The 26,259-nt window shown below is 66.6% G+C and carries 23 protein-coding genes and 1 pseudogene; 4 read left to right on the plus strand and 20 right to left on the minus strand.

Annotated features, from left to right (window positions below):
- Nucleotides 1-2: 2 nt before the first annotated feature.
- Nucleotides 3-440 (minus strand): type II toxin-antitoxin system RatA family toxin, encoded by a 438-nt coding sequence (locus tag F3J18_RS02650; protein ID WP_013698494.1) that lies wholly within the window; start codon nucleotides 438-440, stop codon nucleotides 3-5.
- Between the two features lie 94 nt (nucleotides 441-534).
- Here F3J18_RS02650 and smpB point away from each other — a divergent pair, with 94 nt between their 5' ends.
- Entirely contained in the window at nucleotides 535-987 is a 453-nt protein-coding gene (gene smpB / locus F3J18_RS02655; RefSeq protein WP_013698495.1) for an SsrA-binding protein SmpB, read from the plus strand.
- Nucleotides 988-1,112: 125 nt separating this feature from the next.
- Here the strand turns inward: smpB and F3J18_RS02660 are convergent, their stop codons facing one another.
- The 3 genes from F3J18_RS02660 to ppsA form a co-directional block, all read right to left on the minus strand.
- A complete protein-coding gene (locus F3J18_RS02660; protein WP_013698496.1) occupies nucleotides 1,113-2,048 on the minus strand; it encodes a stomatin-like protein in 936 nt (311 codons plus the stop codon).
- A 49-nt stretch (nucleotides 2,049-2,097) separates the two neighbouring features.
- Nucleotides 2,098-2,532 (minus strand): NfeD family protein, encoded by a 435-nt coding sequence (locus F3J18_RS02665; RefSeq protein ID WP_166911198.1) that lies wholly within the window; start codon nucleotides 2,530-2,532, stop codon nucleotides 2,098-2,100.
- A 111-nt stretch (nucleotides 2,533-2,643) separates the two neighbouring features.
- Nucleotides 2,644-5,046 carry a phosphoenolpyruvate synthase gene (gene ppsA / locus F3J18_RS02670; protein WP_013698498.1) on the minus strand — a complete coding sequence of 801 codons (2,403 nt, stop codon included), beginning with the start codon at nucleotides 5,044-5,046 and terminating at the stop codon, nucleotides 2,644-2,646.
- 426 nt (nucleotides 5,047-5,472) lie between these two features.
- Here ppsA and F3J18_RS02675 point away from each other — a divergent pair, with 426 nt between their 5' ends.
- Nucleotides 5,473-6,288, plus strand: a complete 816-nt coding sequence (locus F3J18_RS02675; protein WP_013698499.1) for a pyruvate, water dikinase regulatory protein — start codon at nucleotides 5,473-5,475, stop codon at nucleotides 6,286-6,288.
- Between the two features lie 80 nt (nucleotides 6,289-6,368).
- Here the strand turns inward: F3J18_RS02675 and F3J18_RS02680 are convergent, their stop codons facing one another.
- The 16 genes from F3J18_RS02680 to rpsB form a co-directional block, all read right to left on the minus strand.
- Complete coding sequence (locus F3J18_RS02680; protein ID WP_166911200.1) at nucleotides 6,369-7,151, minus strand: RNA methyltransferase; 783 nt, start codon at nucleotides 7,149-7,151, stop codon at nucleotides 6,369-6,371.
- Nucleotides 7,148-7,801, minus strand: coding sequence for a ribonuclease HII (rnhB, locus tag F3J18_RS02685; protein ID WP_166911202.1), 654 nt, complete (start codon nucleotides 7,799-7,801; stop codon nucleotides 7,148-7,150). The genes F3J18_RS02680 and rnhB overlap by 4 nt, the downstream gene beginning before the upstream one ends.
- Nucleotides 7,798-8,967: a lipid-A-disaccharide synthase gene (gene lpxB / locus F3J18_RS02690; protein ID WP_025096638.1), complete on the minus strand. Its 1,170-nt coding sequence runs from the start codon at nucleotides 8,965-8,967 to the stop codon at nucleotides 7,798-7,800. The genes rnhB and lpxB overlap by 4 nt, the downstream gene beginning before the upstream one ends.
- Before the next feature lie 4 nt (nucleotides 8,968-8,971).
- On the minus strand, nucleotides 8,972-9,778 hold the full coding sequence (lpxA, locus tag F3J18_RS02695) for an acyl-ACP--UDP-N-acetylglucosamine O-acyltransferase (protein WP_166911204.1): 807 nt from the start codon (nucleotides 9,776-9,778) through the stop codon (nucleotides 8,972-8,974).
- A gap of 53 nt (nucleotides 9,779-9,831) precedes the next feature.
- Nucleotides 9,832-10,299: a 3-hydroxyacyl-ACP dehydratase FabZ gene (gene fabZ, locus F3J18_RS02700; protein WP_013698504.1), complete on the minus strand. Its 468-nt coding sequence runs from the start codon at nucleotides 10,297-10,299 to the stop codon at nucleotides 9,832-9,834.
- 132 nt (nucleotides 10,300-10,431) lie between these two features.
- Nucleotides 10,432-11,517, minus strand: coding sequence for a UDP-3-O-(3-hydroxymyristoyl)glucosamine N-acyltransferase (lpxD, locus tag F3J18_RS02705; RefSeq protein WP_166911206.1), 1,086 nt, complete (start codon nucleotides 11,515-11,517; stop codon nucleotides 10,432-10,434).
- 10 nt (nucleotides 11,518-11,527) lie between these two features.
- Entirely contained in the window at nucleotides 11,528-12,031 is a 504-nt protein-coding gene (locus F3J18_RS02710; protein WP_029949180.1) for an OmpH family outer membrane protein, read from the minus strand.
- Nucleotides 12,032-12,098: 67 nt separating this feature from the next.
- Complete coding sequence (bamA, locus tag F3J18_RS02715; protein WP_025096635.1) at nucleotides 12,099-14,405, minus strand: outer membrane protein assembly factor BamA; 2,307 nt, start codon at nucleotides 14,403-14,405, stop codon at nucleotides 12,099-12,101.
- Nucleotides 14,406-14,472: 67 nt separating this feature from the next.
- Entirely contained in the window at nucleotides 14,473-15,855 is a 1,383-nt protein-coding gene (gene rseP, locus F3J18_RS02720) for an RIP metalloprotease RseP (protein WP_166911208.1), read from the minus strand.
- A 13-nt stretch (nucleotides 15,856-15,868) separates the two neighbouring features.
- Nucleotides 15,869-17,065 (minus strand): 1-deoxy-D-xylulose-5-phosphate reductoisomerase, encoded by a 1,197-nt coding sequence (locus F3J18_RS02725; RefSeq protein WP_166911210.1) that lies wholly within the window; start codon nucleotides 17,063-17,065, stop codon nucleotides 15,869-15,871.
- A 16-nt stretch (nucleotides 17,066-17,081) separates the two neighbouring features.
- Nucleotides 17,082-17,903 (minus strand): phosphatidate cytidylyltransferase, encoded by an 822-nt coding sequence (locus F3J18_RS02730; protein WP_166911212.1) that lies wholly within the window; start codon nucleotides 17,901-17,903, stop codon nucleotides 17,082-17,084.
- A complete protein-coding gene (uppS, locus tag F3J18_RS02735) occupies nucleotides 17,897-18,679 on the minus strand; it encodes a polyprenyl diphosphate synthase (protein ID WP_025096631.1) in 783 nt (260 codons plus the stop codon). The genes F3J18_RS02730 and uppS overlap by 7 nt, the downstream gene beginning before the upstream one ends.
- Nucleotides 18,680-18,729: 50 nt before the next feature.
- Entirely contained in the window at nucleotides 18,730-19,290 is a 561-nt protein-coding gene (gene frr, locus F3J18_RS02740) for a ribosome recycling factor (RefSeq protein WP_025096630.1), read from the minus strand.
- A gap of 86 nt (nucleotides 19,291-19,376) precedes the next feature.
- Nucleotides 19,377-20,090: a UMP kinase gene (pyrH, locus tag F3J18_RS02745; protein ID WP_025096629.1), complete on the minus strand. Its 714-nt coding sequence runs from the start codon at nucleotides 20,088-20,090 to the stop codon at nucleotides 19,377-19,379.
- A 169-nt stretch (nucleotides 20,091-20,259) separates the two neighbouring features.
- Nucleotides 20,260-21,141, minus strand: a complete 882-nt coding sequence (tsf, locus tag F3J18_RS02750; RefSeq protein WP_025096628.1) for a translation elongation factor Ts — start codon at nucleotides 21,139-21,141, stop codon at nucleotides 20,260-20,262.
- 170 nt (nucleotides 21,142-21,311) lie between these two features.
- Entirely contained in the window at nucleotides 21,312-22,052 is a 741-nt protein-coding gene (gene rpsB, locus F3J18_RS02755) for a 30S ribosomal protein S2 (RefSeq protein ID WP_013698515.1), read from the minus strand.
- Nucleotides 22,053-22,501: 449 nt separating this feature from the next.
- Here rpsB and map point away from each other — a divergent pair.
- Both map and F3J18_RS02765 read left to right on the plus strand, forming a co-directional pair.
- Nucleotides 22,502-23,344: pseudogene (gene map / locus F3J18_RS02760) on the plus strand (type I methionyl aminopeptidase); the annotation flags it as partial.
- 160 nt (nucleotides 23,345-23,504) lie between these two features.
- Nucleotides 23,505-26,081, plus strand: coding sequence for a [protein-PII] uridylyltransferase (locus F3J18_RS02765; protein ID WP_166911214.1), 2,577 nt, complete (start codon nucleotides 23,505-23,507; stop codon nucleotides 26,079-26,081).
- The last annotated feature ends 178 nt before the right edge of the window (nucleotides 26,082-26,259 follow it).

Genomic DNA, 26,259 nt, shown 5'->3' on the forward strand with positions numbered 1-26,259 from the left:
GATCAGCCCTTGCCGTAGCGCTGGTCCGCGCGCTTCACGAACGAATCGACGAAGGTGTTGGCGATATGGCTGAACACCGGGCCGATGATCTTTTCCAGGATCACGCTGGTGAATTCGTAGTGCAGCGCGAACTCGATCTTGCAGGCATCGGCGCGCAGCGGCGTGAAGCGCCAGTAGCCCGTGAACTTCTTGAACGGGCCGTCGGCGAACTCCATGTCGATCCGGTGCGGCCGCTCCTGGGTGTTGCGGGTCGCGAAGTGCTGCCGAATGCCCTTGAAGTTGATGTCGATCCGCGCCTCCATGCCGGTCTCGTCCTGGCGCCGGATCTCGATGCCGCCGCACCAGGGCAGGAAGTTCGGGTAGTCGGCCACGTCGGTCACGAGGTCGAACATCTGTTCCGCCGAATGGCGGATCAATACGGTTTTGTGGACATCTGCCATAAATCTCGCGGCATCAAGAGTGGGGGCCGAGCAGGGCCAACTGCGCCCCGCTTTGCTAAAATCGCGATTTTAAACGAGTTGGCCAATTCCTTTCATGAGCATCATAGACAACAGAAAGGCATTCTTCGACTACCACATCGAAGAACGCTACGAAGCAGGGCTCGTGCTGGAGGGATGGGAGGTCAAGGCCCTGCGCGCCGGCCGCGGCCAGATCAAGGAAGGCTATGTGATCGTCAAGAACGCCGAGATCTTCCTGATCGGCACCCACATCAGCCCGCTGCCCGAGGCTTCGACCCACATCAAGCCCGATCCGGTACGCACGCGCAAGCTACTGCTGCACCGTGAGGAGATCAAGAAGCTGATCGGCAAGGTCGAGCAGCGCGGCTACACGCTGGTGCCGCTGAACTTCCACTACAAGGGCGGCCGCGTCAAATGCGAGATCGGCCTGGCCAAGGGCAAGAAGCTGCACGACAAGCGCGAAACCGAGAAAAAGCGCGACTGGGAACGCGAGAAGGCGCGCATCATGCGCGACGGCGCGCGCAGCTGAACGCCCCCGCCACCCGCTCCATCAGCACCGCAACGACAAATGGCCCGCGCATGCGGGCCATTTTCTTGGATCAGACGAATCGGGCGGCCGAGGCCGCCCGAATTGCCGCCGACAGGCGCCGCGGCTCAAACCTTGGGAGCCGGCGTCGCGCCGCCGCGCTTGACGATGCTCAGCGCCGAAGCAATCGCCGTGCTCAGGTCGGACAGGTTCGACGGCACGATCAGCGTATTGCCCTGCTTGGCGAGATTGCCGAAGGCGCTCACGTATTGCTCGGCCACCTTCAGGTTCACGGCATCCATGCCGCCCTGCGACTGGATCGCCTGCGCGATCTTCTGGATCGCCTGCGCATTGGCCTCGGCCACCGCCAGGATCGCGGCGGCCTCGCCCTGCGCCTGGTTGATGGCGGCCTGGCGCTCACCTTCCGATTTCTGGATCGCCGATTCGCGCGCGCCGGCCGCGATATTGATCTGCTCCTGCTTGCGCCCTTCCGAGGCGGCGATCAGGGCCCGCTTCTCGCGCTCGGCCGTGATCTGCGCCTGCATCGCGTGGAGGATTTCCTTGGGCGGCGTGAGATCCTTGATTTCGTAGCGCAGCACCTTCACGCCCCAGTTCGAGGCCGCCTCGTCGAGCGCCGAGACGATGCTGTGGTTGATGAAGTCGCGTTCCTCGAAGGTCTTGTCGAGTTCGAGCTTGCCGATCACCGAACGCAGCATGGTCTGCGAGAGCTGCGTGATCGCCAGGATGAAGTTGCTGGACCCGTAGGACGCCTTCATTGGATCGGTCACCTGGAAATACAGCACGCCGTCCACCTGCAGCTGCGTGTTGTCGCGCGTGATGCAGATCTGGCTCGGCACGTCGAGCGGGATTTCCTTCAGCAGATGCCGGTAGGCGATGCGATCGACGAAGGGCAGCACGATATTGAGGCCCGGCGACAGCGTGGCGTGGTAGCGGCCGAAGCGCTCCAGCACCCAGGCATGTTGTTGCGGCACGATCTTGACCGTCCTCGACAGCACGACGAACACGATGACAAGCAATACCGCCCAGAAAATCAGCGCATCCATGAACCAGCCTCCTTGTTTTGTTGGCAGATCGAAGTATCGCGACGGGCTCTCAGCCCCGGGACTTCGCGACCACGACCAGGCAATTTCCCCGTAACGCGCGCACCTCGTAAAGCTGCGCATCGTCGCGCTCGCCGGCGGCGAGTTCGACGTCCCAGTCGGCCCCGCGATACGGCACGCGGGCCCGGCCGTCCTGCCAATGCTCGACCGTCAGCGTCGCGCCGATGTCGAGATTGATGTCGGGATTGGCCGAGGCGTCGCGCTTCTGCCGGCTGCCGAAGCGCGAGCGGCGCAGGACCACCAGCAGCACCAGCGCGACCACGGCCGCCGCTGCCAGTTGCAGATGCGGCGGGCCGCCCGCCAGATGCACCAGGCCGCCGGCGACGAAACCGATCGCCACCATTAGCAGGTAGAACGTGCCCGTCATCAGCTCGGCGACCACCAGCACTCCCACGCCGATCCACCAGATCAGTTGGCCTGACAGCATCGCGATCTCCCAAACGAAAACACCCCGGTAGCTACCGGGGTGTTTATAGCACAGAGACGTGCCCGAATCGGTGAGCGGCGACGATGTCGCGCCACCGATCTCAACGACGGCTTACTTCTGCGTCTTGGCCAGCGCCTGCCAGGTGTCGATCACCGTGTCGGGGTTCAGCGAGATCGACAGGATGCCTTCCTCGGTCAGCCATTGCGCGAAGTCCGGGTGATCGGACGGGCCCTGGCCGCAGATGCCGACGTACTTGTCGAGCTTGCGGCAGGTGTCGATCGCGCGCTTGAGCATGAACTTGACGGCCGGGTCGCGCTCGTCGAAGTCCACCGCCAGCAGCTCCATGCCCGAGTCGCGGTCCAGGCCCAGCGTGAGCTGGGTCAGGTCGTTCGAGCCGATCGAGAAGCCGTCGAAGTGCTCCAGGAACTGCTCGGCCAGGATCGCGTTCGAGGGCACCTCGCACATCATGATCAGGCGCAGGCCGTTCTCGCCGCGCTTCAGGCCGTACTTGGCCAGCAGGCCGACCACGCGCTCCGCCTGCTTCACGGTACGCACGAAGGGCACCATGATCTCGACGTTGGTCAGGCCCATCTCGTCGCGCACGCGCTTGAGCGCGAGGCATTCCATCTCGAAGGCCTGGGCGAAGTCGTCGGCGATGTAGCGCGAGGCGCCGCGGAAGCCCAGCATCGGGTTTTCCTCGTCCGGCTCGTAGCGCGAACCGCCGATCAGCTTCTTGTACTCGTTCGACTTGAAGTCGGACAGGCGCACGATCACGGGCTTCGGATAGAAGGCCGCGCCGATCGTGGCGATGCCCTCGGTCAGCTTGTCGACGTAGAACGCACGCGGCGAGGCATGGCCGCGCGCGACGCTCTCGACCGCCTTCTTGAGGTCCGAATCGATGTTCGGGTACTCGAGGATCGCCTTCGGGTGCACGCCGATGTTGTTGTTGATGATGAACTCCAGGCGCGCCAGGCCGACACCGGCGTTCGGCAACTGCGAGAAGTCGAAGGCGAGCTGCGGGTTGCCCACGTTCATCATGATCTTGACCGGGATCGACGGCAGTTCGCCGCGCTGGACCTCGGTCACTTCGGTTTCGAGCAGGCCGTCGTAGATCTTGCCTTCGTCGCCCTCGGCGCAGGACACCGTGACCAGCGCGCCGTCCTTGAGGATCTCGGTGGCGTCGCCGCAGCCGACCACGGCCGGCACGCCCAGCTCGCGCGCGATGATCGCCGCGTGGCAGGTCCGCCCGCCGCGATTCGTGACGATCGCCGAGGCGCGCTTCATCACCGGTTCCCAGTTCGGGTCGGTCATGTCGGCTACCAGCACGTCGCCGGGCTGCACGCGTTCCATCTCGGACGGATCCTGGATCACGCGCACCGGGCCGGCGCCGATCTTCTGGCCGATCGCGCGGCCGGTAGCCAGCACCTGCGACTGCCCCTTGAGCTTGAAGCGCTGCTCGGCCTTGCCGCTGGCCTGGCTCTTCACGGTTTCCGGGCGCGCCTGCAGGATGAAGATCTTGCCGTCGCGGCCGTCCTTGCCCCACTCGATGTCCATCGGGCGCTGGTAGTGCTTCTCGATGATCACGGCATAACGCGCCAGCTCGATCACGTCCTCGTCGGTGATCGAGTAGCGGTTGCGCTGCTCGCCCGGCACGTCGACCGTCTTCACGCGGCCCGGCTCGCCCGGCTGCGTGAACTCCATCTTGATCAGCTTGGAGCCGATCGAGCGGCGGATGATCGGGTACTTGTCCTGCGCGAGCGTGGTCTTGAAGACGTAGAACTCGTCCGGATTCACGGCGCCCTGCACCACGGTCTCGCCCAGGCCGTAGCTCGAGGTGACGAACACCGCGTCCTTGAAGCCCGATTCGGTGTCGATCGTGAACATCACGCCGGCCGCGCCCACGTCGGAGCGGACCATGCGCTGCACGCCGGCCGACAGCGCGACCTCGGCGTGCGTGAAGCCCTTGTGGACGCGATAGGAAATGGCGCGATCGTTGTAGAGCGAGGCGAACACGTGCTTCATGCGGTCGAGCACGTCCTCGATGCCCACCACGTTGAGGTAGGACTCCTGCTGGCCGGCGAACGAAGCGTCGGGAAGGTCTTCCGCGGTGGCCGAGGAACGGACCGCGAACGACAGTTCCTCGGGCGAGCTCTGGCAGAGCACCACGAACTGTTCACGGATTTCGGCTTCGAGACGCGGCTGCAGCGGCGCGTCGACGATCCACTTGCGGATCTCCGCGCCCGCGACGGCGAGCGCCTTCACGTCGTCGATATCGAGCGACTCGAGGCGTTTCGCGATGCGTTCGGTGAGATCGTTGTGGGCGAGGAAGTCGCGGAAAGCCAGCGCCGTGGTCGCGAAACCCGTGGGTACGCGAACGCCAGCTTCGGAAAGCTGGCTGATCATCTCGCCGAGGGAAGCATTCTTGCCCCCGACGATCTCGACATCGGTCATCCGCAACTGCTCGAACGGGATTACATACGCCTGGTCCTTTGCGACGTTTGCTGCGTTAGTCATACAAGCCCCTAAGTGTGAAAAAAATTCACGATCGGGCGATTGGGCTCGGGCGCGGCCGCCTGTAGGAAGCGGTGGCGCGCATCGCACGACCTGTTGGATAAGCGGTCGCAACAGCCGACGCAGCTTGTAAAAATCCCGGCAGAAGGACGAAATAGCAGACAAATCGCCCTATTTGCCGGGAACTCAAGCCAGTGTCGGTAAAAAAGACGGGAACATGACGTCTTTTCGCAACGGCTTATCCAACAGGTTGGCCGCTATTCTACCCTGCCGGCCCGCCGCTGTGACGAACCGGCGTCGATCGCCGCCTCCAAGCGCGCCGGCAAGGCCGCGCCGGGGCGCAAGCGCGGCGCGGACGCCCTGCTAGAATGGCCGCTTCCGGCCCGCTCGAGGCCGCCACCGCGCCACGCACGTCTGCCCCGATTCTTCATGCTTCCTACCGTTTTCATCGTCTCCGACGGCACCGGGATCACCGCCGAAACCTTCGCGCATTCGATCCTGTCCCAGTTCGACCAGAAATTCCGGCACGTGCGCGTGCCCTTCGTCGACTCGCCCGACAAGGCCTACCTGACGGTGCAGAAGATCAACGACGCAGCGCAGCTCGAGGGCCGCCGGCCGATCGTGTTCACCACCCTGGTCGACAGCGAATCCAACGAAATCGTCAAGCGCTCGAACGCGCTGGTGCTCGACATGTTCCAGCGCTTCGTCGAGCCACTCGAGCAGGAACTGCAGCTGAAGTCGACCCATGCTATGGGCCGCGGCCACCAGAACGCCGATACCGAGGAATACAAGACGCGGATCGAGGCCATCAACTTCTCGCTCGCGCACGACGACGGCCAGTCCGATCGCAACCTGGCCGAGGCCGACGTGATCCTGGTGGGCGTGTCGCGCAGCGGCAAGACGCCGACCAGCCTCTACCTGGCGATGCAGTACGGCGTGAAGGCGGCGAACTATCCGCTGATCCCCGAGGATTTCGAGCGCGGCAAGCTGCCCGGCGAGCTCTCCAAGCATCGCGAGAAGCTGTTCGGGCTGTCGATCGACCCGCAGCGGCTCTCGGAGATCCGCAACGAGCGGCGCCCGGGCAGCAAGTACGCCTCGCCCGAGAACTGCCGCTACGAGATCAACGAGGCCGAGGCGATGATGCGCCGCGAAGGGATCAGTTGGCTGTCGTCGACGCACAAGTCGATCGAGGAAATCGCCACCACCATCCTGCAGGAAATCAAGCTCGATCGGCTCTCCTACTGAGCGCGCATAAGAAAGCGGCGACGCGATTCGCATCGCGCCGCCGCCTTGGTGATTCCCTTCCGTCCTTCCCGCTCAGCGCATCAACGCTTGCGTTGCTGCCGGCACTGCTCGAACAAGCAGACCGCCGCCGCGGCCGCCACGTTCAGCGACTCCATGCCGCCGGGCTGCGGGATCGTCACGCGCAAGCCCGCCGCCTCGCGCCAGGCGGCCGACACGCCCGCCCCTTCGTTGCCGAAGACCCAGGCCACCGGTCCCTTCAGGTCGCAGTCGTCGATCGCCTGCGCCCCGTGCGAGTCGGTTAGCGCGACCGGCACCGCCAGGCGCGGGATCAGCGCCTCGGCCTCGACGTCTTCATGGATATCGAGCAGGAAATGCGCGCCCATGCCCGAGCGCAGCACCTTCGAGGACCAGGCATAGGCGGTGCCGCGCATGCAGAACACCTGGCTCACGCCGGCCGCGGCCGCGCTGCGCAGGATCGAGCCGACATTGCCGGCATCCTGCACGCCGTCGAGCACCACGGACGTGCGCGTGACGCGCTCGGGCAGTTCGGCGACCGGCCGCTCGACCAGCAGCAGCATGCCGATGCCGTTGACCACGCTCGACAACTGGCCGAACAGCGCATCGGGCAGCGAGACCACGCGCTGCGGCTCGACGCGCGCCACGATCGCCTGCGTCTCGTCATGCGAGAGCGCGCCGTCGGTGACCACGCAGAGTTCGGGCTGGCCGCGCGCATCGAGATAGGCCGAGGCGAGATGGAGACCTTCGAGCAGCGCCTGGGCGCCGCGGCGTTGCTGCTGCGTCGAGCCCGCCAGCGCCTTGAGGCGTTTGTAGAGCGGGTTGTCGCGCGAGGTAATCAGTTTCATCGTTCGATTCGGAGCGCTTCGCGCACCGGCGCGAAGGAGCGCCGGTGATGCTCGCAGGGGCCGTGCTCGCGCAGCGCGGCCAGGTGCTTCGGCGTGCCGTAGCCGGCGTGGACGTCGAAGCCGTAATGCGGGAAGGTCGCGTGCAGGTCCACCAGCAGGCGGTCGCGCGTGACCTTGGCGATGATCGAGGCGGCCGAGATGCTCGGCACCAGCGCGTCGCCGCCGACGATCGCCTCGCTGCGGATGCTCAGCGTCGGGCAGCGGTTGCCGTCGATCCTGGCCAGCGTCGGCAGCAGCGACAGGCCTTCCACGGCGCGCCGCATCGCCAGCATGGTCGCGTGGAGGATGTTGAGCGTGTCGATTTCCTCGACGCTGGCCGAGGCGACGCACCAGGCGCGCGAATGCGCGACGATCTCGTGATAGAGAAGCTCGCGCTTCTTCGCGCTGAGCGCCTTGGAATCGTCGAGACCGAGGATAGGCCGCGCCGGATCGAGGATCACCGCGGCCGCCACCACCGGGCCGGCCAGCGGCCCGCGCCCGGCTTCGTCGACGCCGCAGACGATCTCGCCCGGCACGTCGAAGTCGAAGCCCGACTGGTCGATCGCGATCACGGCCGCCGCCGCGCCGCGCGGAGTGCGGGCGGCCTTCATGCGCGCGGCTTCCGGCTCGCCACCACGCGCTCGATGGCCTCGGCGGCGCGCGCCGCCGTGTTCTGCCGCAGCGACAGGTGCATCTCGGTGAAGATCTCGGTCAGCGTGCGGCGGTTCGCTTCGTCGCGCAGCTGCGTGAGCGTCGCGTCGGCCAGCGCCTCGGGCGTCGCGAAATGCTGCAGCAGCTCGGGCACCACGAAACGCCCGGCCAGGATGTTCGGCAGGCCGACATAGGGCAGATAACCCTGGCGACGCATTACCTGCCCGGTCAGCCAGGGCACCTTGTACGAGATCACCATCGGTTTCTTCAGCAGCGCCGCCTCCAGCGTGACGGTGCCGCTCTTGACGAGGATCGCGTCGGCGGCCGTCATGGCCACCTGCGAGCGGCCTTCGGTCAGCGTCAGCGGCAACTGCGGGTGCGCATCCACCAGCGGTTGCAGCAACTCGCGCAGCGCCGGCGTGGCAGCCGGCATCACGAAGCGCACACCGGGCTCGCGCTTGTGCATCAGCGCCATCGCCGCGAAGAAGGTGGGCCCGATCAGCCCGATCTCGGAACGCCGGCTGCCCGGCAGCACCGCGATCACGGGCCCGCTCTCGGGCAGGCCGAGGGCGATGCGCGCGCCGCGCGTATCGGGTTCGAGCGGGATGTCGTCGGCCAGCGGATGTCCCACGTAGGTCGAGGCCAGGCCCGATTTCTCGAGCAGGGCCGGTTCGAACGGGAACAGGCACAGCATGTGGTCGACCGACTTGACGATCTTCTTGATCCGGCCGCCGCGCCAGGCCCAGATCGAGGGGCAGACGAAATGCACGGTCGGGATGCCGGCTTCGCGCAGCGAGTGCTCGACGCCGAAATTGAAGTCGGGCGCGTCGATGCCGACGAACACGTCGGGCCGCTCGGCCAGCAATTGGCGTTTCAGCTCGCCGCGGATGCGCAGGATGCCGGGGATTTCCTTGAGCGCCTCGACGTAGCCGCGCACGGTCAGCCGGTCCATCGGCCAGTGCGAGTCGAAGCCGGCGGCGATCATGCGCGGCCCGCCGATGCCGTAGTAATGCGCCGAACCGGGCAGGCGCGCATGCAGCCCGCCCAGCAGCGAGGCGCCGAGCAGATCGCCCGACGGCTCGCCGGCAACCAACGCGAGCCGCAGCGGAGTCGAGGTCAGCGCCATCGTGTCAGCGGATGATGCCGCGTTGCGAGGCGTCGATGAAGGCGAGGAACTGCTTGAGCTCGGTCACGCCGTCACCGCCCTTCCCGTCTTGCGCGCCCGCCTCGACCATATCGCGCAGCTCCGCCTTGGCCTCGTCGAGCGTCTTGCCGCTCTTGTAGACCACGCGGTAGGCGCTGCGCAGCACGCTGATCGCCTCGGCCGAGAAGCCGCGGCGACGCAGGCCCTCGACATTGATGCCATGCGGCACGGCCTTGTTGCCGGCCGAGATCACGAACGGCGGCACGTCCTGGACCAGCGCCGAAGCGCCGCCCAGCATCGAGTGCGCGCCGATCCTCACGAACTGGTGCACGCCCGACATGCCGCCGACGATGGCCCAGTCGCCGATCTCGACGTGCCCCGCCATCTGCGCGTTGCTCGACAGGATCACGTGGTTGCCGACCCGGCAGTCGTGGCCGATGTGGACATAGGCCATGATCCAGTTGTCGTCGCCGAGCGTGGTCACGCCGGCGTCCTGCACGGTGCCGGTGTGGATCGTGGTGAATTCGCGGATCGTGTTGCGATCGCCGATCACGAGCCGGGTGGGCTCGTCCTTGTACTTCATGTCCTGCGGACGGCCGCCGACCGACGCGTAATGGCCGATGCGGTTGTCCTCGCCGATCGTGGTGTGCCCCTCGATCACGCTGTGCGAACCGATGGTGGTGCGCGCGCCGATCGTGACGTGCGGGCCGACGATCGCGTACGGGCCGATCTCGACGCTCTCGTCGATCTGCGCGCCCGGCTCGATCACGGCCGTGGAATGGATCCTGCTCATGCGCGGTTGCCTCTCTTGGTCAGTCCTGCCTCGGTGGTGATGGCGCGCGGCGCTCAGGGCGCGGCGTCGGCCGACTTCACCGTGCACATCAGTTCGGCCTCGGCGGCCACCTTGCCGTCGACTTCGGCGGTCGCCTTGAACTTCCAGATGCCGCGGATGTAGCGCTCGAACTTCACGTTCAGGATCAGCTGGTCGCCCGGCTCGACCACGCGCTTGAAGCGCGCGCCGTCGATGCCGACGAAGTAGTACAGCGACTTGCCCGGATCCTTCGGCTGTTCCTCGCTGAAGGTCAACAGCGCCGCGGCCTGCGCCAGCGCCTCGATGATCAGCACGCCCGGCATCACCGGGCGCTGCGGGAAATGCCCCTGGAAGAACGGCTCGTTGATGGTCACGTTCTTCAGGGCTTTGATGCTTTCGTGCGGGGTGAGTTCGAGCACGCGGTCGACGAGCAGAATCGGATAACGATGCGGCAGCAGCGTGAGGATCTTGTGGATGTCGAAATTGATTTGTTCGATGCTCATGATGGTTCGTCTCACGCAATGCTGCGCGGTGGTGACTGCAAATGCTGATAGGGGCCGCCCCAGGCGGCGCGGCCCTCTCTGACTCGCGCGCGGGCCGCTGGTCTCAGCCGCCCGTCGCGCCCGATTCGACCTTCAGTCCTGCGCGGGTCCGTCGTTGCGCGCGGCCAGCGCGGTCTCGAGCGAACGAATGCGGTCGCGCAGCTTGTCGAGATTGCGGACGAGCGCCGCGCTGCGGTTCCAGTCGCCGTGCTCGACGGCCGGGAACGCGCTCGTGTACATGCCGGCCTTCGGCAGCGACTTCGACACGCCCGACTGCGCCGTGACGATCACGTAGTCGCCGAGCGTGACGTGGCCGGCGATGCCGACCGCGCCGCCGATCATGCAATGGCGGCCGATATTGGTGCTGCCCGCGATGCCGGCGCAACCGGCGATCACGGTATAGGCGCCGATCCGGCAGTTGTGGGCGATCTGCACCAGGTTGTCGATCTTCACGCACTCCTCGATGACCGTGTCGGCCATCGCGCCGCGATCGATCGTGGTGTTCGCGCCGATCTCGACGTCGGGGCCGATCCTCACGCCGCCGACCTGCGGAATCTTGACCCAGGTGCCGGTACGCGCCTCGCCCTCGCCGACGAAGTCGGGCGCGAAGCCGAAGCCGTCGGAGCCGATCACGGCGCCCGAATGCACGATCGCACGCACGCCGATATCGCAGCCGTGATAGACGACCACGTTCGGGTACAGGCGGGAGCCTTCGCCGATCTTCGTGCCGGCGCCCACGAACACGTTGGCGTCCAGGCGCACGCCCTCGCCGATCACCGCGCCGGCCTCGACCGTCACGTTCGGGCCGATCACGGCGCTGGCCGCGACCTGCGCCGAGGGATCGACGTTCGCGCTCGAATGCACGCCCGAAGGCCGCTTGGGCGCGGCCAGGTCGATGAACATCTGCGCGACGCGCGCGAAATAGGCGTAGGGATTCGGGGTGAGGATGAAGTTGCGGCCCTCGGCGGCCGCGCCGAGCTTCTCCAGGTCGCGCGGCGCGATCAGCACGGCGCCGGCGCGGGTGGTCTCGACCTGGGACAGGTACTTGGGATTGGCGAGGAAGGCGAGCTGGTTCGGGCCGGCCTGGTCCAGCGGCGCGAGGCCGCCGACCTGGCACTGCGGATCCCCGGCGATATCCCCGCCGAATCGTTTGGCGAGTTCGTCTAGCGTCAATGCCATGCGCGCTCCCTCAGTTCAGCGAACCGGTGGGCGAGGCCAGCGCCTTCAGCACCTTGTCGGTGATATCGATGCGCGGGCTGACATACACCGCTTCCTGCACGATCAGGTCGTAGTTCTGCTGCTCGGCGATCTGCTTGATCACCTTGTTGGCCTTGTCCAGCACCGCGGCGAGTTCCTCGTTGCGGCGCTGGTTGAGGTCCTCGCGGAACTCGCGCTGCTTGCGCTGGAAGTCGGTGTCGAGCTGGGCCAGGTCGCGCTGCTTTTGCGCACGATCGGCGGCCGACAGCGACTGGCCGTTCTTGTCGAGCGAATCCGACATCGACTTGAGACGCGCGGCCATGTCCTGCAGGTCCTTGTCGCGCTTCGCGAACTCGGCTTCGAGTTTGGTCTGCGCGGCCTTGGCCGGCGCGGACTCGCGGAGGATCCGGTCGGAATTGACCGCCGCGATCCGAGCGACGTCCTGCGCCTGGGCGGCCGTCGCGCCGAGCGCGGCGGACAGCGCCAGCGCGCACATCACTCGTTTCGAAAACTTACCGGTTAGCAAAATTACCCTCTCGATGCGTTTGGTGTTGCGGTTCCGATCAGAATGCGGTCCCGATCTGGAACTGGAATTTCTGGTACTGGTCGCCTTCGTGCTTCTGCAGCGGGAAACCGAGGCTCAGCTTGAGCGGGCCGATCGGCGAGATCCAGGCCAGACCCACGCCGTAGCCGTAGCGCAGGCCGTTCGCGCCGGTGCTGGTGCCGCCAGGCGCGTTGCCCCAGACGTTACCGCCGTCGAAGAAGGTGAACACGCGCAGCGTGCGGTCGTAGCCGGTGCCCGGCAGCGGGAAGGTCAGCTCGATGTTGCCGACCACCATCTTCGAACCGCCGATCGGGTCGTTGGTCTTCGAGTCGCGCGGGCCGAGCGAGCTCGGTTCGTAGCCACGCACCGAGCCGATACCGCCGGCGTAGTAGTTCTTGAAGATCGGGTAGGCGTTGCCGATACCGTTGCCGTAGCCGCCCTGGAAGTTCAGGCCCAGGATGAAGCCGCGCGCGAACGAGTAGTAGTACTGCGCCTGCACGTCCATCTTGTAGTACTGGATCTTGTCCACCGGCGCGCCGTATTCGGCATTGGCCTGGGTGAAGTAGCCGCGGCTCGGGATCAGCGCGCTGTCACGCGCGTCGCGCGACCAGCCGATGGTCAGCGGCACCGAGTTCGACACGCGGCCGAACTGCTGCACGTAATCCTGGTAGCTCTGCGGCGTATCCGCGTCGACATCGAGGCGGTTCTGCTCGAAGCCCACGCCGAAGAACACCGTGTCGACTTCCGAGAACGGGATGCCGAACTTCATGTCGCCACCGGCCGTGATGATCCGGAAGCTCGAATTGGTCGAGTAGTACAGCGGCTGGTAGGTGCGGTAGAACACGTCGGTGATCCGCTTGATGCCGTCCACCGTGAAGTACGGGTCGACCTGCGTGACCGTCAGCGTGCGGTAGCTGCGCGCCGTGTTGACGTTCACCGACAGGCTGGTGCCGGAGCCGAACACGTTGTCCTGCGAGATACCGGCCGACAGCACCACCTTGTCGGTCGAGGAGAAACCCGCGCCCAGCGTGATCGCGCCGGTCGGCTTCTCGGTCACCTTCACGTTCACGTCGACCTGGTCGCTGGTGCCTTCCACCGGCACCGTGGTGACGTCCACGTCGGTGAAGTAGCCCAGGCGGTTGACGCGATCCTTGGACAGCGCGAGGCGGCTCGAATCGAACCACGAGCTCTCGAGCTGGCGCATTTCACGGCGAACCACCTCGTCGCGCGTGCGGGTGTTGCCGACCACGTTGATGCGGCGCACGTAGACGCGGCGGCTCGGATCGACCACCAGCGTCAGGGCCACCTTGTGCGAGGCCTGGTCGATGTTCGGCTGGGCGTTGACGGTCGCGAAGGCGTAACCGTATTCACCGAGCTTGTCGACGATCGCCTTGGTGGTGGCCTGCAGCTTCTCGGCCGAGAAACGCTCGCCGGCCTTGATCTTGACCAGCTTCTGCAGCTCGGCCTGGCGATCCAGCAGGTTGCCCGAGAGCTGGATGCTCGAGATCGTGTACGGCTCGCCCTCGTGCAGCGAGAGCGTCAGGTACATGTCCTTCTTGTCGGGCGAGATCGAGACCTGGGTCGAATCGATGTTGAATTCGAGGTAGCCGCGATTCAGGTAGTACGAGCGGACGTTTTCCAGGTCGCCGGTGAGCTTTTCCTTCGAGTACAGGTCGTTCTTGGTGTACCAGGAGAACCAGTTCGGCGTCGACAGCTGCATCTCGTTGCGCAGCGTGCTGGTGCTGAAGGTCTTGTTGCCGATGAAGTTGATCTGGCGGATCTTGGCGCTCGGGCCCTCGGCCACCGAGAACAGGATCGAGACGCGGTTGGCGTCGACCGGCGTGATGGTGGTGGTGACCTCGGCGGCGTAGTAGCCGCGCGTGAGGTACTGGCGCTTCAGTTCCTGCTCGGCCTTGTCGACCAGCGACTTGTCGTAGTAGCGGCCTTGCGACAGGCCGACCGCGCGCAGCGCCTTGGTCAGGTTGTCCTTGTCGAATTCCTTGATGCCGGTGAAGTCGATCGACGAGATCGCCGGGCGCTCCTGCACCTGCACGATCACCACGCTGCCTTCGGTAGCGATCTTCACGTCATTGAAGAAGCCCGTCGCGTAGAGCGCGCGGATTGCTTCGGATGCCTTGTCGTCCGTGAAGGTGTCGCCCTGCTTGATCGGCAGGTAGGCGAACACGGAACCGGCTTCGACACGCTGCAAGCCCTCGATCTTGATATCCTGCACGACGAACGGCGACGTCGCGTGGGCTGCGAGTCCGTGCACGGCGAGCGCCGCGGCGGCTACAGTCTTGGGTACGAAGCGATGAGGTTTGAACAACGTGCATCCCCAGTATTTAAGCTTGCATCAGATCCGGCGACGGCCCTCGCAGCCCTCGCCCGACGCTTCAAGAATGGATTAAACGAGACAGATCGTTGAACAGCGCGATCGCCGACAGCGCGACGATGCAGATCAACCCCGCTCTTTGCAGAATCAGTTGCCAGCGCTCGGAAACGGCCTTCCCGGTCGCGGCTTCAACCAGATAATATAACAGATGCCCCCCGTCCAAAACCGGAATCGGCAGCAAGTTCAGCACGCCGAGACTGATGCTGACCAGCGCCAGAAAGGACAGGAAGGCTGATAATCCGAGCCGCGCGCTCTTGCCCGCGTAGTCCGCGATGGTCACCGGTCCCGACAGGTTCTTCAGCGACGCCTCCCCGGTCAGCATCCGCCCGAACATCTTCAGCGAGTACACCGAAATGCCCCAGGTGCGGCGCACGCCCAGCTCGGCGCTCTCGAGCAGGCCGTAGCGCACGTCCACGGTGGGCGTGTGCATCGCCAGCGCCGCGCCGATCCGGCCGACCTGCGCGCCGTTCGCGCCGGGCGTGGCATCGCGCTCCGCATGCGGCACGATGCTCAGCGTGCGCTCGACGCCGCCGCGCGAGATCCGCAGCGCGAGCGGACGGCCCGCATGCGACTTGATTGTGTCGATGAAGCGACCCGAGCCGATCACCGGCTTGCCGTCGAGCGCGACGATGCGGTCGCCCGGCTGCAGCCCGGCCTGCTCGGCCGCGCTGCCCGGCGTGACCGCCGAGATCGACAGCGCCCCGCCGCCGGGCTCGAAGCCGAGCTTCGACATGTAGTCGTCGTCGGCCGAGCGCTGGTCGAAGCCGCCCAGGTCGACGTGGAAATCGTAGGTCGCCCCGCCGGTGCGGCCGCCCAGGATCACCTGGCGATGGTCGATGGTCGCGCCGAGCAGCTTCCAGCGCAGGTCCGACCAGGAGCGCACCGGCTCGGCCGCGCCGCCTTGCGCGTCGCGGATCGAGACGATGGTTTCGCCGCCGTCGAAGCCGGCGCGCGCGGCCACCGTGTCGGCGGCCGGCGCCGCGACCACCGCCGCCGGCTCGGTCACGCCGGTGGCGAACACCGTGGAGAACAGCAGGATCGCGAGCAGGAAGTTGGCGATCGGCCCGGCCGCGACGATCGCGATGCGCTTCCACACCGACTGGCGGTTGAAGGCCTGGGGCAGGTCGGCCGGCGCGATGCCCTCGGGGCCCGGATCGCGCTCGTCGAGCATCTTCACGTAGCCGCCCAGCGGCAGCGCCGACAGCGTCCATTCGGTGCCGGTGCGACGACTGGTGTGCCGCACCAGCACCGTGCCGAAGCCGATCGAGAAACGCAGCACCTTCACGCCGCAGAGGCGCGCGATGCTGTAATGACCGTATTCGTGGACGACGACCAGCACGCCGATCGCCACTGCAAACGCTACCAGCTCGATCAGCACGTTCATGCGCCCCTCTCGCTCAGGCTACGCGCTCCGCGCGCGGAACAGGCAGTTTCGCGATCACCGCGGCGGCCTCGCGGCGCGCCTCGGCATCGGCCGCCAGCACGTCGTCGAGACCGTCCGGCTCGCGATTCGTCAGATGATTGAGCACCGTATCGACCGTGCTCGCGATATCCATGAAGCCGATCCGGCGCTCCAGGAAGGCCTCCACCGCCAGCTCGTTGGCGGCGTTGAGCACCGTGCTGGCCACTCCGCCCGCGTCGAGCGCCTGGATCGCCAGGGCCAGGCAGGGGAAGCGCTGGAAGTCCGGCTTCTCGAAGTTCAGGGTGGCAATCTGGGCCAGGTCGAGCTGGGCGACGCCGGCGTCCACGCGCTCCGGGAAGGCCAGCGCATGCGCGATCGGCGTGCGCATGTCGGGGTTGCCCAGCTGCGCGAGCACCGAGCCGTCCTTGTACGAGACCAGCGAATGGATCACGCTCTGCGGATGGATCAGCACCTCGATGCGCTGGCTCGGCAGGCCGAAGATCCAGTGCGCCTCGATCACCTCCAGGCCCTTGTTCATCATGGTGGCCGAATCCACCGAGATCTTGCGGCCCATCGACCAGTTCGGGTGCTTGCAGGCCTCGTCCGGCGTGACGTCGACCAGGGTGGCCGGCTCGCGGGTGCGGAACGGGCCGCCCGAGGCGGTCACGATGATCTTGGCGATGCCGCCGTGCTCGGCGATGTCGCGCGGCATGCACTGGAAGATCGCGTTGTGCTCGCTGTCGACCGGCAGCAGGATCGCGCCATGGTCGCGCACCGCGTCCATGAAGATCGAGCCCGACATCACCAGCGATTCCTTGTTGGCCAGCAGGATGCGCTTGCCGGCGCGCGCGGCGGCCAGGCTCGAGGCCAGGCCGGCGGCGCCGACGATCGCGGCGACCACCGTATCGCAGCCGTCGGCCCGGGCGATCTCGACCAGCGCGTCCGGGCCATGGGCGACCTGGGTACGGCAACCGGCCGCGCGCAGCTTGGCCTCGACCGCAGCGGCGGTTTCCGCCGAGCCGACCACGGCCACTTCGGGCCGGAACTTCAGGCACTGCTCGACGAGCTTGTCGCCGTTGCGGTGCGCGCTCAGCGCATAGACCGAGAAGCGGTCCGGGTGACGCGCGACGACGTCGAGCGTGCTGTCTCCGATCGAGCCCGTCGAGCCCAGGATAGTCAGGCGTTTTTGCATGATGAAGATCTAGTGATTAACCGAGCAGCAGCACCGCGAGCGGCAGCACCGGCAGCAGCGCGTCGACCCGGTCGAGCACGCCGCCGTGGCCCGGCAGCAGTCCGCTCGAATCCTTCACGCCGGCCTGCCGCTTGAGCAGGGACTCGAACAGGTCGCCGATCACGCTGTAGGCGACCAGCAGGCTCAGTGCCGCGAACGCGCCCGGCGCGCCGAAGCGCTGCGCGAGCGCTGAAAACAGGGTCGGCTCGAACGCGTGCAGGCCGATCGCCAGGCCCGCGACGATCATCACCGCCAGCCAGCCGCCTGCCGCGCCCTCCCAGGTCTTGCCCGGGCTCACCGACGGGGCCAGCTTGTGCCTGCCGAAGGCCTTGCCCGCGAAGTATGCGCCTATATCGGCCAGCCAGACGACCAGCAGCATCGACAGCACGAAGGGGATGCCGGCCGCGCGCGCAGCCACCACGGCGTGCCAGCAGGCCGCGAAGACCAGCAGGCCAGCCGCCAGCAGGAAGGGTTTCCAGGCGCCGGCGGCCAGCGTGGGCTTGCGCCACAGCGCGAACGGGCCGGCCAGCAGCCAGAACACGCCGGCCGCCTCGACCAGCGGGCGCGAGGGGGCGAAACCGACGCCCAGGCCCATGCTGGCGGCCAGCGCCAGCGCGGCCACCAGCGCGTAGACCACCGAGCCGGCCGCGCCGAGCTTGAGCAGGCGCGCCCATTCCCAGGCGGCGAATACCAGCACGAGGGCGATCAGCGCGCCGAATGCCGCGAGCGGCGCGAACAGCGTCACTGGCAGCAGGATGGCCAGCAGCACGACCGCCGTGATGACACGGGTCTTCAGCATGAAAGGGAGTCGACGTCCTGGGACTGGGGTTCGAGCTGCGCGCTCGTCCGGCCAAACCGGCGTTCGCGATCGGTGTACGACGCCAGCGCATCGGCGAGCGCGGCGGCGTCGAAATCGGGCCAGAACTTGCCCGTGAAATAGAATTCGGTGTAGGCGAGCTGCCAGAGCAGGAAATTGCTGACGCGCTGCTCGCCGCCGGTGCGGATGAACAGGTCCGGCTCGGGCGCGTAGGCCATCGCCAGGTGCTGCGCGAAGGCGGTTTCGTCGACCTCGAGCTCGCGACCCTCGCGCACCGCCTCGGCGATCAGCTTCTTGGTGGCCTGCAGGATGTCCCAGCGGCCGCCGTAGTTCGCGGCGATGGTCAGCGTCAGGCGCGTATTGCGCGCGGTCTTGGTTTCCGCGCGGCGGATCAGCTCGCGGATGCGGGGTTCGAAGCGATCGAGCTCGCCGACCACACGCAGGCGGATGCCGTTCGCATGCAGCTTGCCGACCTCGCGCTCGAGCGCGGTGATGAACAGGCGCATCAGGAACGACACCTCGTCGTTCGGCCTGCGCCAGTTCTCGGAGCTGAAGGCGAACAGCGTCAAGTATTCGACGCCGGCGCGCGCGCACCCTTCCACCACCGAGCGCACCGCGTCGACGCCGCGGGTATGCCCCGCGACGCGCGGCAGCCGGCGCTCGGTGGCCCAACGGCCGTTGCCGTCCATGATGATCGCGATATGACGTGGCACGGCGGCGACGTCGGGCACGCGAACGGTAGAGCTGGTATAAGTCATGGCCGCTGAGACAGTAACCGAGGGAAAAAGTGCGACGCGCGCATCGCGCGTCAGACCGTCATGATCTCGGCTTCTTTGGTCTGCGCGAGCTTGTCGATCTCGGCGACGTGCTTGTCCGTCAGCTTCTGGACGTCGTCGCTGGCGCGGCGCTCGTCGTCTTCCGAGATTTCCTTGTCCTTGACCAGCTTCTTGAGCTGCTCGTTGGCATCGCGACGCAGGTTGCGTACCGCCACCTTGGCCGTCTCGGCCTCGCTCTTGACCACCTTGGCCAGCTCGCGGCGGCGCTCTTCCGTCAGCGCCGGCATCGGCACGCGGATGGCATCGCCCGAGGTTGCCGGGTTCAGGCCCAGGTCCGATTCGCGGATGGCCTTCTCGACCTTCGCCACCATCGGCTTTTCCCAAGGCTGCACGCTGATCGTGCGCGCATCGGCCAGCGTCAGGTTGGCGACCTGCGAGATCGGCACCATCGAGCCGTAGTAGTCGACCTGCACGTGATCGAGCAGGCCGGTATGCGCGCGGCCGGTACGGATCTTTGCCAGATCGTTCTTGAACGCTTCGATCGAGCGTTGCATCTTCTGCTCGACGCCCTTCTTCACTTCAGCGTGACTCATTTCAACCTCCGAACCTTCGAACCTTCAAAACGACACAGGCCGGCATCCCGCCGGCGGCGTCATGCCAGGCCTGTATCGGCGTGAGTTTACACGTGGACGAGCGTACCCTCGTCCTCGCCCTGCACGATACGCTTGAGCGCACCGGGCTTGTTGATCGAGAACACCCGGATCGGCAGCTTCTGGTCGCGGCACAGCGCGAAGGCGGTGGCGTCCATCACCTGCAGATTGCGGCCGATCGCCTCGTCGAAGCTGATCGAGGTATAGCGCGTGGCCGACGGATCCTTCTTCGGATCGGCGGTGTAGACGCCGTCCACCTTGGTGGCCTTCAGCACCACTTCCGCGCCCACTTCCGAGCCGCGCAGCGCGGCGGCCGTGTCGGTCGTGAAGAACGGGTTGCCGGTACCGGCCGCGAAGATCACCACGCGGCCTTCCTCGAGCTGGCGGATCGCGCGGGGCCGGATGTACGGCTCCACCACCTGGTCCATGCGCAGCGCCGACTGCACGCGCGCCTCGATACCGGCGTGGCGCATCGCGTCCTGCAGCGCCAGCGCGTTCATCATCGTCGCCAGCATCCCCATGTAGTCGGCCGTGGCGCGGTCCATGCCGGCCGCGCCGCCCGCCACGCCGCGGAAGATGTTGCCGCCGCCGATCACGACGGCCAGCTGCGTGCCGAGGCGCACCACCTCGGCGACGTCCGCCACCATCCGCTCGATCGTCGCGCGATTGATGCCGAAGGCATCGTCGCCCATCAGCGCTTCGCCGGAAAGTTTGAGGAGGACGCGTTTATAGGCATTGGGCATAGGGGCTTCCAAGCGACGAGAGGATGACAAGCACGAACTGTAGGGGCGAAATACTGATTCGGGCAAGCGCCGCCAAATTGCCACCCGGAAACCGGGCGCCAATCCGCGGCGCTGCCGAAGCGCGGCGGAGCGGGCGCCCGCCGCGGGTCCAACGATGCTGCGATACGGCTTACTGCTGCTTGGCTGCCGCGACTTGCGCCGCCACTTCGGCCGCGAAGTCGTCCTGGCGCTTCTCGATGCCTTCGCCGACCACGAACAGCGAGAACTTTTGCACTGCAGCATTGGCTGCCTTGAGCATCTGTTCGATCGTCTGCTTGTCGTTCTTCACGAACGGCTGGTTCAGCAGCGAGACTTCCTTCAGGTACTTCTGGACGCTGCCGTCGACCATCTTGGCGACGATCTCGGCCGGCTTGCCCGATTCGGCGGCCTTCTGCTCGGCCACGCGGCGTTCCTTCTCGATCAGTTCGGCCGGCACTTCGTCGGCCGACAGCGAAACCGGCTTCATGGCCGCGACGTGCATCGCGACGTCCTTGCCGACCTGCTCGTCCGCGCCGGTGTACTCGACGATCACGCCGATGCGGCTGCCGTGCAGGTAGGTGGCGATCTGGTTGGCGGTCTCGAAGCGCACGAAGCGGCGGATCGAGATGTTTTCGCCGATCTTGCCGACCAGGGCCAGGCGCACTTCGTCGACCGTCTTGCCGTCCAGCGGCAGGGCCGACAGGGCAGCCACGTCAGCCGGGTTCTGGGCCGCGACGAGTTCCGCGACGGTCTTGGCGAAGGCCAGGAAGTCGTCGTTCTTGGCGACGAAGTCGGTTTCGCAGTTCAGCTCGACCAGGGCGCCGGCGCCGTTGCCGACGAAGGACGAGACCACGCCTTCGGCCGTCACGCGCGATGCTGCCTTGCTGGCCTTGTTGCCGAGCTTCACGCGCAGCAGTTCCTCGGCCTTGCCCAGGTCGCCGTCGGCTTCCGTCAGCGCCTTCTTGCATTCCATCATCGGCGCGTCGGTCTTCGCGCGCAGTTCTGCCACCATGCTTGCGGTAATTGCCGCCATCATTCGCTCCTTGGGTCTGTATTCACGACGCCGCCCTTCGACATGGGCGGCGGGGATTCGTTTCCGGCGATTCGCATCGGATGCCGCGGCATTCGATGCTCGCCCCGGCAACGCGACTTAAAAAAAGGGGGCCTGTTGAGAGCCCCCTTTTTGCGCCGGCTCGGGACCGGTTACGCGTTCTCTTCGACGTACTCGTCGTCGCCGCGCACCGCCTGGACCACTTCGTTGACCGCGTTGGCACGGCCTTCGAGGATCGCGTCGGCCACGCCTTCGGCGTACAGCGCGACAGCCTTGCTCGAGTCGTCGTTACCCGGGATCACGTAGTCCACGCCTTCCGGCGAGTGGTTCGTATCGACCACGGCGATGACCGGCACGCCCAGCTTGTTCGCTTCGGTGATGGCAATCTTGTGGTAGCCGACGTCGACCACGAAGATCGCGTCCGGAATGCCGCCCATGTCCTTCACGCCGCCGATCGACTTCTGCAGCTTGGCGATTTCGCGTTCGAACAGCAGCGCTTCCTTCTTGCTCATCTTCTCGGTTTCACCCGATTCGACGGCCGCTTCCATGTCCTTCAGGCGCTTGATCGATACCTTCAGCGTCTTGAAGTTGGTCAGCATGCCGCCGAGCCAGCGCGCGTTGACGAACGGCATGCCGGCGCGCTGCGCTTCCTGAGCGATCGTGTCGCGCGACTGACGCTTGGTGCCGACGAACAGGATCGTGCCCCGATTTGCCGACAGCTGGCGCACGTACTTCTGTGCGTCCGTGAACATCGGCAGCGTCTTTTCGAGGTTGATGATGTGAATCTTGTTGCGATGACCGAAAATGAACGGGGCCATCTTCGGGTTCCAGAAGCGCGTTTGGTGACCGAAGTGGACACCGGCTTCCAGCATTTGGCGCATCGTGACTGCCATGAGAGTAATTCTCCGCTAGGGTTGGGTCTTAAGCCGGCTGCCGTATCGCGGCGAATGGCACGCGACACCCAGGGTGCGCCGGCTTGCGATTCGGCACGTGCGAACACCGCGCGTGCCGGTCAGCCCGGACCTGCTTTCCCCATGCCGGATCACATGAATCGAGCATGAATTGAAAGTAGAGCCAGACTTAGCCAGCGAGTATAGCACGCCGGAATGACCGCTCTCAAGTCACCCATGTCTTTGCCGAATCCTTTGCCGCGCCGCTCGCCATTCGGGGAAACCCTGCGCGCCGACCAGTCCGTTCGCCGTCGAGCGACCACGTTCGGGCACCGATTCCGCCGCCGCCGCACCGGGCCCGCGCGCCGCCGCGAATCCCCTGCACCACCGTGAAACCCAAGCCGGACAAGCCCAACAAGGGCTGCGACCACCTCCAGAAGGTGCGATAATCCCGTAATTCCACGCATTCCTCGCAGGCAAGACCCATGGCCATCACGATCAAGACCGACCACGATATCGAGCAGATGCGCGTCGCCTGCCGGCTGGCGAGCGAGGTGCTCGACTACATCACGCCGTTCGTGGTCGCCGGCACCACCACCGGCGAGATCGATCGGCTCTGCCACGAGTACATGACCAAGGTGCAGGGCACCGTGCCGGCACCGCTGAACTACCAGCCGCCCGGCTACCCGCCCTATCCGAAGGCGATCTGCACCTCGGTCAACGACGTGATCTGCCACGGCATTCCCGGCGACAAGGTGCTCAAGAACGGCGACGCGCTCAATATCGACATCACCGTGATCAAGAACGGCTATTTCGGCGACACCAGCCGGATGTTCCTGGTCGGCGAGGGTTCGATCCTCGCCAAGCGCCTGATCCAGACCACCTACGAATGCATGTGGCTCGGCATCGAGCAGGTTAAGCCGGGCGCGCACCTGGGCGATATCGGCCACGCCATCCAGAAGCACGCCGAAGGGCGCGGCTACAGCGTGGTGCGCGAATACTGCGGGCACGGCATCGGCACGGTGTTCCACGAGGATCCGCAGGTGGTGCACTACGGCCGCCCCGGCACCGGCATCGAGCTGGTGCCCGGCATGATCTTCACGATCGAGCCGATGATCAACGCCGGCAAGCGCGACATCCGCACCATGCCGGACCAGTGGACCGTGAAGACGCGCGACCGCAGCCTGTCGGCGCAGTGGGAACATACCGTGCTGGTCACGCCGACCGGCCACGAGGTGCTGACCGTCTCGGCCGGCACGCCGGCCCGCCCCGCGCTCGACGCGGTGGCGGCCTGAGGATCGATTGCCGGGCGCGGTTCGCCGCGCCCGCCTTGCTGTTGGCCTGACCCGGCTTGCCCGACCCGATTCGTCCCGCGCGCCGGCGCGAGTCGCCCGCCACTGGCCGGGCCCACGCCACCGCGCCTTGGTTTCACCTGTCACACCCGCCCCGCCACTCATGAGCGTTCCTGCCCTCACCGCCACCGAAGCGCCGTCGCACAAGGCCGAATTCCGCGCCGTCAAGGCCGAGCTGATCGCGCGCTTTCGCGCCGCGACCCAGGTCGAGGCGCTGATGCGCGCGCTCTCGCGGGCCACCGACGAAGCGCTGCGCCAGCTCTGGACCGATTGCGACCTGCCCGGCTCGCTGGCGCTGGTCGCCGTCGGCGGCTTCGGGCGCGGCGAGCTCTCGCCGCATTCCGACGTCGACATCCTGGTGCTGCTGCCCGATGCGCACGGCGGCGAGTTCGACGCGCGCATCGAGCGCTTCATCGGCATGGCCTGGGATCTCGGGCTGGAGATCGGCAGCAGCGTGCGCACGGTCGGCGAGTGCATCGACGAGGCCGCGCAGGACGTCACGGTGCAGACCTCCCTGCTGGAGGCGCGCCGCATCACCGGCAGCCTGACGCTGTTCAAGCGCGCGGTGGCGCGCTACCGCGAGGCGCTCGACCCGCGCGCCTTCTTCCAGGCCAAGGTGCTGGAGATGCGCCAGCGCCACGCCAAGTTCCAGGACACGCCCTACAGCCTCGAGCCGAACGTGAAGGAAAGTCCCGGCGGCCTGCGCGACCTGCAGACGATCCTCTGGATCGCGCGCGCAGCCGGCTTCGGCAATAGTTGGCGCGAGCTCGACACGCGCGGGCTGATCAGCGCGCGCGAGGCGCGCGAGCTGCGCCGCAACGAGGCCTTCCTGAAGGCGCTGCGCGCGCGCCTGCACGTGATCACCGGGCGCCGCCAGGACATCCTGGTGTTCGACCTGCAGACCCAGGCGGCCGAGAGCTTCGGCTACGTGCCGACCCCGGCCAAGCGCGCCAGCGAGCAGCTGATGCGCCGCTACTACTGGGCCGCCAAGGCCGTCACCCAGCTCGCCACGATCCTGATCCAGAACATCGAGGCGCAGTTGTTCCCGGCCACCAGCGGCATCACGCGGGTGTTGTCGCCGGGCCGCTTCGTCGAGAAGCAGGGCATGCTCGAGACCGTCTCCGACGATGTGTTCGAGCAGCATCCCGACGCGATCCTCGAGGCCTTCCTGCTCTACGAGACCACCCGCGGCGTGAAGGGCCTGTCGGCGCGCACGCTACGCGCGCTCTACAACTCGCGCGACGTGATGAACGGCGCCTGGCGCCGCGATCCGCGCAACCGCGAGACCTTCATGAAGATCCTGCAGCAAAACGAAGGCATCACGCATGCGTTCCGGCTGCTGAACCAGACCAGCGTGCTGGGCCGCTACCTGCTCAACTTCCGCCGCATCGTCGGGCAGATGCAGCACGACCTCTACCACGTGTACACGGTCGACCAGCACATCCTGATGGTGCTGCGCAATATCCGCCGCTTCGCGGTGGCCGAGCACGCGCACGAATATCCGTTCTGCAGCCAGCTGATCGCGAACTTCGAGCGGCCCTGGGTGCTCTACGTGGCGGCGCTGTTCCACGACATCGCCAAGGGCCGCGGCGGCGACCACTCCAAGCTCGGCATGGCCGACGCGCGGCGTTTCTGCCGCGAGCACGGCATCACCGGCGACGATGCCGCGCTGGTGGTCTGGCTGGTCGAGCATCACCTGACCATGAGCCAGGTCGCGCAGAAGCAGGACATCAGCGATCCCGAGGTGGTCAAGCGCTTCGCCGGCCTGGTCGGCAACGAGCGCTGGCTGACCGCGCTCTACCTGCTGACCGTGGCCGATATCCGCGGCACCAGCCCGAAGGTCTGGAACACCTGGAAGGGCAAGCTGCTGGAGGATCTGTACCGCGCCACCAGCGCGGTGCTCGGCGGCGCGCGGCCCGACACGCATTCCGAGCTGCAGACGCGCCGCGACGAGGCGCTCGCGCTGCTGCGGCTGGAGACCGTGCCCGACGACGTGCACCAGCCGCTGTGGGACCAGCTCGACGTCGGCTACTTCCTGCGCCACGACGCGGCCGACATCGCCTGGCAGACGCGCGTGCTGTACCGGCACGTGCATGCCGAGACGGCGATCGTGCGCGCGCGGCCCTCGCCGGTGGGCGACGCGCTGCAGGTGCTGGTCTACGTCAAGGACCGCTCGGACCTGTTCGCGGGCATCTGCGCCTACTTCGACCGCAACGGCCTGTCGGTGCTCGATGCGCGCATCAGCACCACCCGCCACGGCTACGCGCTCGACAATTTCATCGTCACGCGCTCCGAGCGCGACGTGCAGTATCGCGATATCGCCAACCTCGTCGAACAGCAGCTCGCCGACCGGCTGTCCAGCCCGGCGCCGCTGCCCGAACCGTCGAAGGGCCGCCTGTCGCGCCTGTCGCGCACCTTCCCGATCACGCCCCGCGTCGACCTGCGCGCCGACGAGCGTGGTCAGTACTACATCCTGTCCGTGTCCGCCAACGACCGGCCGGGCCTTCTCTATTCGATCGCGCGCGTGCTGGCCGAGCACCGGGTCGGCGTCCATGCGGCGCGGATCAATACGCTCGGCGAGCGCGTCGAGGACGTGTTCCTGCTCGACGGCGCCGGCCTGTCCGACAACCGTTTGCAGATCCAGGTCGAAACTGAATTGCTGCGCGCGATCGCAGCCTGAGTGAAATCCAGCGTTTATGCGCACCAAACTGACAATCAAGAATCCCCGCCCGGCATCGCCGCCAGTTTCATCGTCAAACGCGGCTGAACCAACATCGGCCGCCGCGCCGGATTGGGCCACGGCGATCCGGTGGGCCGAAACCCGGATGCGGACCCGGGCTCGCACCTTGACGGCCGGA

Origin of the sequence: Burkholderia sp. Ax-1720, assembly GCF_011753035.1 — a bacterium.
GTDB classification, from domain to species: Bacteria; Pseudomonadota; Gammaproteobacteria; order Burkholderiales; family Burkholderiaceae; genus Burkholderia; species Burkholderia gladioli.